Below are 9,023 nucleotides of genomic sequence, written 5' to 3'. Positions count from 1 at the left end.
CCTGTTTTAAGCTCTCACTCTGCAAACACAGGACGCTTCACACGACCAGTCTTCTTCGTAGCAGCGGCAGTACTACCTTCGCTAGACATTCGAGACTTTATGTACGTATCAACCACCTGATCTAGTTGATCCATATAGTCTCTGAAGAAATGATCAGCTTTTTCAATTACGCAGTACTGCATATGTTCGCTCTTTATGGATGCGCTCAAGCGGGCAGCCAGCTGAGCTACTGAAGACTCCTCGGAGATACTGTCATTATCGCCTTGGATGATGAGTCCGGGTACAGGACAAGGTGAAAGGAATGAGAAATCGTATCTATTTGCGGGGGGCGAAACTGCCACAAAACCTTCAACTTCTGGCCGCCGCATCATAAGCTGCATTGCAACCCATGCGCCAAATGAGAATCCAGCGACCCAGAAAGATGAAACTGATGTGCTATTATTCTGCAACCAGTCTGCAGCAGCTGCTGCGTCGCTTAGCTCTCCAACGCCTTTATCGAATACGCCCGCAGACTTTCCTATTCCTCGGAAATTGATCCTAAGTACAGAAAACCCATTGTTAGCAAACACCTTATACAGGTTGTAAACAATCCTGTTATCCATACTACCACCATACTGCGGATGTGGATGAAGTATCAAAACGAGTGGGGAATTTGCATCCCTACCTCCAGTAAATCTACCTTCTATCTTACCAGCTGACCCATTGAAAAAAACTTCGCGCATTCCTATTACCCAGACCTTCAGTTACCTAACACTTTAATAAAAACCTACTTGACATGAGGTATATTATTCATTACCACTGTACAACATGGGGATGCTAACCAAAAAGTTTCCATATACCAAAGGTTTTTTTAGCTATGCTCAGCACGCGGGGGCTTGTTGGGTAAGTTTTTGAGTAATGAGATATGAGATCGTCGTGTTAATGACAACGCGGTTGCGCTACGCGGTCATGTTTATGGTGAGCTTGGTCCAGAATGATGGTGTCGGAGTTCCCAGGCCAAAAAGAGCATCCGTCATAGCTGACAGGCAGTCTCTTTCTGAGGGCTATCTGGAGAGGGTTATTGTCTATCTCAAAGGCAAAGGTCTGATAAAGGCTACGAGAGGGCCTGGGGGCGGGTATTCTCTGGGCATGCCTCCCGAGAGGATAACGCTTGATCTACTGCTAGACTCCGTCGGGGATCAGGTGAAGATGGTGCGGTGCAAAGGTGATGAAGGTGGATGCATATCTTCTTCTGAGGGCAGGTGTAACAGCCATGATTTATGGGAGGGTATGGAGAAATACATGATGCACTATCTCTCCAACACTACGATACTGGACGTTTCCAACAACACTCTAAAGAAAATGGGGGCCTGTGACGAAGGCTATATCTACGCCGATGACAACGCCATATCAGAGGTTTGTCCACGTGTACGACAGAAGCTTGGGAATGCGGTGCTTTTTGGTAATTTCTACAACCCGTCAGCTATTTATGGTCTAGGTCAGAGGTCAAGGAGGATAGTTGAAGACGTAAGAAGGCTCGTGGTTGATGTGCTTGATGCGCGGGGCTATGAGGTAGTTTTTACTTCCTCGGGTACAGAGGCAAATAACCTAGTGTTCAATAGCGTAAAGAATAGGCATATCGTTTCATCAGTCGAGCATCACTCTGTTATGAATGCAGCTGTTGATCCTATTTTTATTCCAGTAACTGGTGATGGAGTTGTTTCTGTTGATGCTTTGGAAGACATACTAAAGTCCCTTGGTAGTGAGAGTATAGGCGCCTTGGTATCCGTAGTATATGCGAATAATGAGGTAGGAGTTATACAGCCTATAAAGGAGTTGGTAGAAATTGCTCACAGGTATGGCGCAGTAGTACACACTGATGCTGTACAGGCGTGTGGTAAAATTCCACTAAGCGTTCTGGATATTGGAGCGGATTTTGTGACTATTTCGTCACATAAAATTGGTGGAATAACAGGAGCGGGTGCGCTGTTGTATAACAAGAAAAAAGTTAGCGTTGTGCCAATGTTGCATGGAGGAATGCAAGAAAAGGGGCTGCGTGCCGGGACCGAGAACGTTCTAGCGATTTACTCTCTTTCTGTAGCCTTGGAAAACCTCGCTGTACGAATAGAAAAGATGGCTAGCGTTTCTCGCGTGCGTGACTTGCTTGAAGCGCGGTTAAAGAAGTTGGTACCTGAATGTGTTATCTTTGGTGAGAAGGTGCTTCGCTTACCAAACACAACGTGTGTATCTATGCCTGGGGTGAGTAATGAGACGCAGCTTATAGGATTTGATAACAAGGGCATAGCTGTTGGAGTTGGGTCTGCGTGTACTTCGGGTAAGGTCACAAAATCTCATGTATTAGCTGCGATGGGTGTGAGTGATGAGTGCTCTAAGAGCGCTATTAGGATAAGTTTTGGGCCTGATGCAAACGATGCCCAAGCCAACAGAATAGCTGACTGTTGGTATAGTATTTACAGCAATTTTCACGTTACCATGGGTAGTTGAGGTTTATGATGAAGGATGGAGATCGCAGGACGGAAAAACTGCCCGTGTTTTTTGATTATCAGGCGACAACGCGGGTCGATGATAGGGTTATCAAAGCAATGTTGCCTTATTTTCAGCAATTTTCAAATCCACATTCTCGGAGTCATTGCTATGGCTGGCAAGCAGAGTCGGCTGTTGAAGTAGCAAGAGAGCAGATTGCCAGTGCAATATGCGCTGATCCTAAGGAGGTTATTTTCACTTCTGGTGCTACTGAATCAAATAATCTTGCTATCAAGGGTGTTGCTCGATTTTATAAAAACCGGGGCAATCATATAGTTACCGTAAGCACCGAACACAAGTGTGTTTTGGACTCATGTAGGCACCTTGAAACAGAGGGGTTTGAAGTCACATACTTGGGCGTGAAGCAGGATGGGTTGATTGATCTAGAGACGCTTAAAAAGGCCATTAGAGATGATACAATATTGGTGTCTGTCATGATGGTTAATAACGAGATAGGTGTAATTCAACCGATTAGGGAAATAGGGGAAATCTGTAAAAGTGGGGGGAGAGACATATTTTTCCATACCGATGCGGCTCAAGCTTTTGGTAAACTAAATATAGACGTAAATGAATCTCGTATAGATCTACTAAGTATTTCAGGGCACAAGATATATGGTCCGATGGGAATAGGGGCCCTATATGTACGTAAGCGTAACCCAAGAGTACGGCTGATGCCGCTTTTTAGTGGTGGAGGGCAGGAACGTGGCATGCGTTCTGGAACAGTACCAACGCCATTGGCTGTTGGCCTTGGTGAGGCAGCTAGAATTGCCACTGAAGAGGCTGAAGATGAGAACGAAAGGATAAAGAAGTTGCGTGACGTGTTATACGAGAGGATAATGAACGGGTTGCCGCATGTTGTGCTGAATGGTAGCTACTCAAACAGGATAGCGGGCAATTTGAATCTGAGTTTTTCTTATGTTGAGGGGGAGTCGCTCATAATGTCTATTAGTGATCTAGCGGTAAGTTCGGGCTCCGCGTGCACATCGGCTTCTCTTGAGCCATCATATGTGTTACGTGCGCTGAATCTTGATCAAGACTTGGAGCACTCGTCTATAAGGTTTGGTATAGGAAGGTTTACCACGTTAGAAGATGTAGAGAATGCGGCTGATATGGTGATAAGTAGCGTTCGTAAGCTAAGAGAGATCAGTCCTTTGTGGGAAATGGTACAGGAAGGTACGGATTTGAAGACTATTAAGTGGGATGAACATTAGGTGGTTATATGAGTTATAGTGATGCTGTATTGAATCGCTGTAAGGATCCTAGGAACGTGGGTTCGTTGCCTAAGGATGATGCGTCAGTGGGTACAGGGTTGGTAGGAGCCCCCAGCTGTGGTGATGTGATGAAGCTGCAGATAAGGGTGGATGATAACGGGAAAATAGTAGATGCCAAGTTTAAAACATTTGGATGCGGTGCTGCAATTGCCGCAAGTTCCTTGGCAACTGAAAGGATTATGGGTAAGACCATAGAGGAGGCATGCTTGTTGAAAAATACTGTCATAGCAAAGGAACTATCGCTTCCTCCTGTAAAAATACACTGTTCTTTACTAGCCGAAGATGCGGTCAAGGCCGCGGTAGTCGACTATCAGAAGAAGCAGAAGGCTAGAGAGTCTATTTAGTAATTAGAGATTCATATGGAGCAAAGCGTTGTACAAAGCGATGGGGCGTCTGGTGATAAAGAGCATCCCGTTGTTGTTACGGATGCGGCGCTGAAGAGAATGAAAGAGTTATTGCTTGGTAGGGATGATGGCACTATTGCCATACGTGTACTAATCAAGCAAAAGGGGTGTTATGGCCTGAAGTATCATATAGAGTATGCGTATGATATAAGGCCACTGGAGGTAAAGATTGTAAAGATTATAGATGGGTTCAGTGTAACTATGCTCATTGAGCCGAAAGCTATGATGTTCATTCGTGGTACGGTTATAGATTACTATAGCGATAAGTTATCATCTGGTTTTACTTTTAAAAACCCTAATGAAAAAGGAAGATGTGGGTGTGGGGAAAGTTTTTATGTCTGATGATTATTTTACGCTTTTAGGTTTGGGTGATGCTAGCTTTTCTATAGACCTTGCTCTTATGGAAAAGAATTACATTGATATACAGAGGTGTTCGCATCCCGATCGCTTTTTCTTTATCAAAGACAAAGAGTCTGCCGTAAAGCATATAGCGAGGGTGAATAAGGCCTATCTGGTGTTAAAGTCACCTGTTTCGCGTGCTGAGTACATGTTAGAAACAAGTGGGGTGCGTATTAGCGAAGAAGATAGGAGCAAGATTGTTGAGGAGGTTTTTGAACTGAATCTAACCAGTGAAGAAGTGCGCAATGCGGTAGAAGAATGCTTTAAGAAAATAGGGTTGCTTTTTGCCGAAGGTGATATGTACCAAGCTGCTATGCAAGTTGAAAAGTTGAAGTACCTAAAGGGGATAGAGAGGAGCAAGAGGGGATGCAGTTAGTTGATATCGCTGAACCAGAAGTAGCAAGGCGTACTACGGCATTTGGTATAGACTTAGGTACGACTCGTTCTTTGGTTGCGCGTGTCGAAGCGGGGCGAGAGGTCTCCATATTTTGTGATGCTCATGGTAGGTCATTGGTACCCTCTGTTGTGGAGTATGATGAGCGTGGCGATGTCAGAGTAGGGAATGATATCGGTACGTCCAATGCGGTGCGTTCCATCAAGAGATTGATGGGTAGGAATATAAGTGAAGTTGCAGACAAATTTTGCGGTTTCCGTGTACTTGATCAGCGGGGTGGTATTGCCCTGGATGTTGGGAACGGTCGCTGTGTAACACCTGTTGAGATTTCTTCTGAGATTCTTAAGCATCTCAGTGCTTTGGTTAAGACGAGGACTGGTGAAGAAATCAATAGAGCTGTGATCACAGTTCCTGCATACTTTGATGAGGTAGCAAGAAAGGCAACGAGGGATGCGGCGTCTGCAGCAAATATAGAAGTTTTGCGTCTTCTTAGTGAGCCTACGGCGGCAGCTTTGGTATACGAACAGATCCAGGATGGTGAGACGTTTATTGTCTATGACTTGGGCGGCGGTACGTTTGATATATCCATAGTTAAGATGCATGGCGGTGTGCTGCAAATTATTGCTACTGGGGGGGATACTAACCTTGGCGGTGATGATATTGACCAGATGCTTTCTCAATGGGTTTTAGAAAAATACGTGAGGGAAGGGGGTATAAGCGCGGGTGATGTGTCCTGTAGTTTACTTTTAGATGCAAGACAAGCTAAGGAGAAGATATGCTCGGGTTATGAGGGTAGTCATAAGTTCAGAGTTTGCGGGGAAAGCGATTTTTTCTGCACTGTGTCCAGGGGCGAGTTTAGTGATATTGCAAACGTTATTGTCTCAAAAACGATAAGTATAACGCATGATACAATGCAGCAAGCATCGATTGAACCCAGTGATATTTCGCGGGTGATACTCGTGGGTGGTTCTTCGAAGATGCCTCAGGTAAAGGAGGCTCTGAGGGGCGTGTTCAGTTGTGAGATTTGCGATGATGTTGATCCTGAGAGGGCTGTTGTTACAGGTGCCGCGCTTCAGGCATATTACCTATCGGATCCAAGAGCGGTGTCTGAGGGCAAGGTACTAATAGATGTTGTACCGTTGTCTTTGTCTTTAGAAACAGTGGGAGGTATAGCGGAGGTTATAATACCGCGTAACACTCCTGTTCCCGCAGTTGTGTCACAAGAGTTTACCACATATATGGATGGCCAGACTCTTATAAGTATACATGTGTGCCAAGGTGAGCGGGAGATAGTAAGTGAAAATAGAACGTTAGCGAAGTTTGACTTTAGAGTACCGCCTATGCCTGCGGGTGAGGCAAGAGTAAAGGTTGAATTTCGTGTTGATATGGATGGTTTGTTAACTGTGTGCGCTTTGGATACTGATGCGGGCACAGAAAAGATCGTGGAGATAAACGCATTCGATGGCATCACGCAGTCAGACATTGAGAAGTGTGTTATGGATTCCGTTAAAAATTTTGACTCTGACATAGCTACAAGGGAGTGGAATATAGTCAAAACCGAGTGCGAAAGGGTTGTAGAGGTGATGAGGGAGCAACTCGATGGAGTTGCAACGCAGGGTTTAGATATAAGGAGTGCGCAAGAGCTGCTTTCAAATGTTGACAACGTGTTGTTGGAACGCGACGTGGTTAAAGCGCGCGATTTCATTCAGAAGGTTGGTGCAGCTGTTGCGGATTTGAGAAAAAAGAGAAGTGGTGTTTTGTGTGAAAAAGAGCAATAATAGCAGCGTCGTGGTTCTGGGGTATTTATGCCATTGGTAACTTTTGTGTCGCCAGATGGGACAAGTAAAACTTATGAAGCGCACGAAGGTGAGACTCTATTAACGCTGGCTCATAGGAACAAGGTCGACTTGGAGGGAGCGTGTGAAGGGTCTATGGCTTGTTCTACCTGTCATGTGATTGTTGCTCCCGAGTGGTACAGTAAAGTAGAGGAGTGCAATGAGCTCACTGACGAAGAAAATGATATGCTTGATTTAGCATTTGGTCTAACTGAAACATCAAGATTAGGGTGTCAGGTAGTAATGACCAAGGAGCTTGATGGATTGTGTGTCTTATTGCCGGGGGAGACGCGTAATGTTTCCTTTGATCAGAAGGAAGATTGACTAATCAATTAATCAATGAATTTCAGAGGGGCTATGTCAAAGGCTAGGTGGTTTTTTGGTGCTGTTCTGCTGTTAGCTGGGGTAGTGGCCGGAGGTTTTTATTTTGTGCGACTGGCTGTGATCGACATGGCCACATTTGCGATTGAATCTGTCCAGAATTTCCATCTAGGTGGCCAAGCTTTGGGAGAGATAAAACGTAAAAATATAGCGGTAAGTCCGCGTTTTAGTAGTGAAGAGGAAAAGAAAACAAGGAGTTTAGTCCCTAATATAGGCATTGTCGTAGAAGGTGTGGAAGCAACTGTTGGATCAGTTGATCTCACAATAGATTCAGTTCTCTTTGAGTACAGTGTAAAAAGCAACACGGCAAGGGTCACCATCCCCGGTGGAGTCGTTAATGTTTCCATGTTGCCCTCTGGCGCTGTTGTGGGTGAGAAAGATTTGCTAAGGTGTGACGTTGGCGCAAGAGTTATATTGGAGTGGCGCGGTAATCTTCTGCTCCAGCATCTAAAGAAGATGGTTTTTGGCAAAGCGGAAAGCATCAGCAGTATATCTCGGGTTCAATACATTGATGATAACAATGTGAGCTGCACTAATATTGCTACCGGGGAGGTTATTCCTGTGTACAAGAAAGTGAATTTCGGATTTGATGTTGTGGATGATACCGGGATTAAGCTAAATACAGAAGTGTCATTGCTAATGGAAGAACCTTCTAGGTTTTTGTATCTTGGTATAGATGACCTGCTTATAGACCAAGATAGCAAGGAAAAGCGTATTGATGTTTATGTACCTAAATTCAAGCTATCTAGCGACGATTTTGCTCTGTCAGTTAGTGGCTCATTGGCTTTGGATGACACATGTTACATTTCTTCCCACTTTGGATGTAAGATGGACATACTGCTAGAAATGCAGGGTCACGGAAAGCTTTTCAACCTTCTATCTAAGAGTGCTGCGGATAGATTCTGGGTGGATGATGAATCAGGCAAGAAGATGTTGGAAGGTATAGACTCAATAAGGAGAGTAACGCGTCGTGCTGCCGATAGGTATGATGAGTCTAGTGATACTGTTACTCTTGCTTTGAAGTCTGATGGTGGTGAATTGAGCGTAGGAAAGATGTCCTTTGATCAGTTTTCCGCAGAGGTGCTAAAAGAAGCAGATGGAGATAATAGAGAAAAGGCCTTGGGTAAGGATGATAAGGGCGATAAGGTAACGCCGGGCAAAGAATACTAGATACCCCATTACGGGATCGTGTAGCTGTTGTGAATGTGCCGAGCGCAGTATTACTATTTGTTAGGGTCATCTCTTCGGGTAGTAGAACTTTACTGCTTGTGGCATGTGTTCTTGGCTATGATGCGGAGCAACACTCCATGTAATTCTTGGAGGAAGTTGCCTTGCATTTTGTTACCCTGGTTATTCCATCGTTATGCTGTGTAGCGCCTTTGCACCCATGTTTTGTGAGAGGTGTTTGCGTAGGATGTGTGCGTTTACATCCTTCGCGAGTCTTATCATATTGTATTAGTGGTTGACGCATTTTGCTCAACTGCTACTAACATAGCGTTTTAAAATAGGTAAAATGGTATATTAGTTGGAGCGTAAAGGTTATAACTCACCTAGTATTTAATTAACGTCATTTGGCTATGTTATATCGGAATCATGGTGGCTATGATGATTTACTACCACGCAAGTAAGACGGGCTTTTGCTCAGCCTGCAGCGTTTTTTTTACATTCATTTTTGCATTATTGTTTTCTCTTCCCTATATTGCAGATGCTTTTGTTATAGATAAAAAGCTTCCTTCACCTGCAATGGAAGCACGTGCAACCGAGATATTTAAGATCACAAGATGCATGGTGTGCTCGGGTGAAACACTACATGAGT

Annotated in this window: 9 protein-coding genes and 1 pseudogene; 9 read left to right on the top strand and 1 reads right to left on the bottom strand. The window is 44.5% G+C overall.

The features are described from left to right. Positions 1-14: 14 nt before the first annotated feature. Positions 15-722 (bottom strand): alpha/beta hydrolase, encoded by a 708-nt coding sequence (locus R4I06_RS03655; protein WP_334414193.1) that lies wholly within the window; start codon positions 720-722, stop codon positions 15-17. 175 nt (positions 723-897) lie between these two features. Here R4I06_RS03655 and R4I06_RS03650 point away from each other — a divergent pair, with 175 nt between their 5' ends. The 9 genes and pseudogenes from R4I06_RS03650 to R4I06_RS03610 all read left to right on the top strand — a co-directional run. Further along, a complete protein-coding gene (locus tag R4I06_RS03650) occupies positions 898-2,484 on the top strand; it encodes an aminotransferase class V-fold PLP-dependent enzyme (protein WP_334414192.1) in 1,587 nt (528 codons plus the stop codon). 8 nt (positions 2,485-2,492) lie between these two features. Next, complete coding sequence (locus tag R4I06_RS03645) at positions 2,493-3,734, top strand: IscS subfamily cysteine desulfurase (protein WP_334414194.1); 1,242 nt, start codon at positions 2,493-2,495, stop codon at positions 3,732-3,734. 8 nt (positions 3,735-3,742) lie between these two features. Then, positions 3,743-4,138 carry a Fe-S cluster assembly scaffold IscU gene (iscU, locus tag R4I06_RS03640; protein WP_334414191.1) on the top strand — a complete coding sequence of 132 codons (396 nt, stop codon included), beginning with the start codon at positions 3,743-3,745 and terminating at the stop codon, positions 4,136-4,138. 15 nt (positions 4,139-4,153) lie between these two features. Beyond that, positions 4,154-4,540 carry a HesB/IscA family protein gene (locus R4I06_RS03635; RefSeq protein WP_334414190.1) on the top strand — a complete coding sequence of 129 codons (387 nt, stop codon included), beginning with the start codon at positions 4,154-4,156 and terminating at the stop codon, positions 4,538-4,540. After that, positions 4,533-4,973 (top strand): Fe-S protein assembly co-chaperone HscB, encoded by a 441-nt coding sequence (gene hscB / locus R4I06_RS03630; RefSeq protein ID WP_334414189.1) that lies wholly within the window; start codon positions 4,533-4,535, stop codon positions 4,971-4,973. Before R4I06_RS03635 ends, hscB begins: the two co-directional genes overlap by 8 nt. Then, a complete protein-coding gene (locus tag R4I06_RS03625) occupies positions 4,964-6,769 on the top strand; it encodes an Hsp70 family protein (protein WP_334414188.1) in 1,806 nt (601 codons plus the stop codon). The genes hscB and R4I06_RS03625 overlap by 10 nt, the downstream gene beginning before the upstream one ends. 27 nt (positions 6,770-6,796) lie before the next feature. Beyond that, a complete protein-coding gene (locus tag R4I06_RS03620) occupies positions 6,797-7,150 on the top strand; it encodes a ferredoxin family 2Fe-2S iron-sulfur cluster binding protein (protein ID WP_334414187.1) in 354 nt (117 codons plus the stop codon). 15 nt (positions 7,151-7,165) lie between these two features. Further along, positions 7,166-8,377, top strand: a complete 1,212-nt coding sequence (locus tag R4I06_RS03615) for a hypothetical protein (RefSeq protein WP_334414186.1) — start codon at positions 7,166-7,168, stop codon at positions 8,375-8,377. Positions 8,378-8,809: 432 nt separating this feature from the next. Then, positions 8,810-9,023: pseudogene (locus R4I06_RS03610) on the top strand (hypothetical protein); the annotation flags it as partial.

The organism is Anaplasma bovis (assembly GCF_036903315.1).
GTDB classification, from domain to species: domain Bacteria; phylum Pseudomonadota; class Alphaproteobacteria; order Rickettsiales; family Anaplasmataceae; genus Anaplasma; species Anaplasma bovis.
This window is presented reverse-complemented; position numbering and strand designations above follow the sequence as displayed.

Excerpts from the sequence above, each read along its gene's own strand:
- R4I06_RS03655 (WP_334414193.1), bottom strand. The coding sequence starts at position 722 with ATGCGCGAAGTTTTTTTCAATGGGTCAGCTGGTAAGATAGAAGGTAGA.
- R4I06_RS03650 (WP_334414192.1), top strand. The coding sequence starts at position 898 with ATGAGATATGAGATCGTCGTGTTAATGACAACGCGGTTGCGCTACGCG.
- R4I06_RS03645 (WP_334414194.1), top strand. The coding sequence starts at position 2,493 with ATGAAGGATGGAGATCGCAGGACGGAAAAACTGCCCGTGTTTTTTGAT.
- iscU (WP_334414191.1), top strand. The coding sequence starts at position 3,743 with ATGAGTTATAGTGATGCTGTATTGAATCGCTGTAAGGATCCTAGGAAC.
- R4I06_RS03635 (WP_334414190.1), top strand. The coding sequence starts at position 4,154 with ATGGAGCAAAGCGTTGTACAAAGCGATGGGGCGTCTGGTGATAAAGAG.
- hscB (WP_334414189.1), top strand. The coding sequence starts at position 4,533 with ATGTCTGATGATTATTTTACGCTTTTAGGTTTGGGTGATGCTAGCTTT.
- R4I06_RS03625 (WP_334414188.1), top strand. The coding sequence starts at position 4,964 with ATGCAGTTAGTTGATATCGCTGAACCAGAAGTAGCAAGGCGTACTACG.
- R4I06_RS03620 (WP_334414187.1), top strand. The coding sequence starts at position 6,797 with ATGCCATTGGTAACTTTTGTGTCGCCAGATGGGACAAGTAAAACTTAT.
- R4I06_RS03615 (WP_334414186.1), top strand. The coding sequence starts at position 7,166 with ATGAATTTCAGAGGGGCTATGTCAAAGGCTAGGTGGTTTTTTGGTGCT.